The organism is Alcanivorax sp. HI0044 (genome assembly GCF_001634945.1).
Genome location: NZ_LWEZ01001763.1, coordinates 1 through 1020, shown reverse-complemented (window position 1 = coordinate 1020; position 1020 = coordinate 1). Strand labels below are relative to the sequence as shown.

The 1020-nt window shown below is 55.7% G+C and carries 2 protein-coding genes; one reads left to right on the top strand and one right to left on the bottom strand.

The window, feature by feature from the left end; translation table 11 throughout:
• A partial coding sequence (locus tag A3730_RS26370) for a WS/DGAT domain-containing protein (protein ID WP_156501386.1) occupies positions 1-588 on the top strand: 588 nt, incomplete at its 5' end.
• A 107-nt stretch (positions 589-695) separates the two neighbouring features.
• Here A3730_RS26370 and A3730_RS32280 read toward each other — a convergent pair.
• A partial coding sequence (locus tag A3730_RS32280; protein ID WP_197477656.1) for a hypothetical protein occupies positions 696-1020 on the bottom strand: 325 nt, incomplete at its 5' end.

Here is a 1020-nt window from a genome sequence, read left to right as displayed (position 1 = left end):
GGTACCGTCAATGATATTTTTCTGGCCATGTGTGGCGGGGCCCTGCGGCGTTACCTGTTGAGCCAGGACGCGTTACCGGACCAGCCGCTGGTGGCTCAGGTGCCGGTGTCGTTGCGCAGTGCGGACCAGGCGGGCGACGGTGGTAATGCGATCACCACCGTGCAGGTCAGCCTGGGAACGCATATCGCCGAGCCGCTGAAGCGGCTGGCAGCGATTCAGGATTCCATGAAAGGGGTGAAGTCCCGGCTTGGCGATATGCAGAAATCCGAGATCGATGTCTATACCGTACTCACCAATGTGCCGTTGTCGCTTGGCCAGGTGACGGGCCTGTCCGGGCGGGTAAGCCCCATGTTCAATCTGGTGATTTCCAATGTGCCAGGGCCCAAAGATCCGCTGTATCTCAACGGCGCTGAAATGTTGGCTTCTTACCCTGTGTCGTTGGTACTGCATGGCTATGCGCTGAACATCACCGTGGTGAGCTACAAGGACAGCCTGGAGTTCGGTGTTATCGGTTGCCGCGATACACTGCCGCATATCCAGCGCTTTCTGGATTACTTTGAAGAGTCGCTGGTTGAACTGGAAAGTTGATTCGCTAACCGTTTGCTGCGGGTCGGGATTTCGCCTGCAGCGCTTGCGGCTGAGTGGCCGCTTATGGCAGCAGGCGCCACTCAGCAGTGATGCAGGCCTTGAAGCTTTTAGTCCCGGAAGAACCAGCGCACGCCAACCTCGTATTCAGTCAAATCCAGATCATCGTAATCGCGCAGGGTGGCAGATAGCCCAACTTGCTGGGTGACTTTATAAATACCTTCGATAAGCGAGGCGGTATCCCGAAATAGCACATCGGATTCGCCGATTTCGAGGCCGATCTGCCATTTATCGTTGAATTCGTGTCTGAGCCCGATGTGGTGGTACCAACCGCGTTCGGTAGAACCATTTTGCAGCTCAAGTTTGTTGTGGTCTGAGCCGGCGAAAATGGACGTTTTGGCGTTGAATGGATAGTGAACCCCCAAGCCAATTACT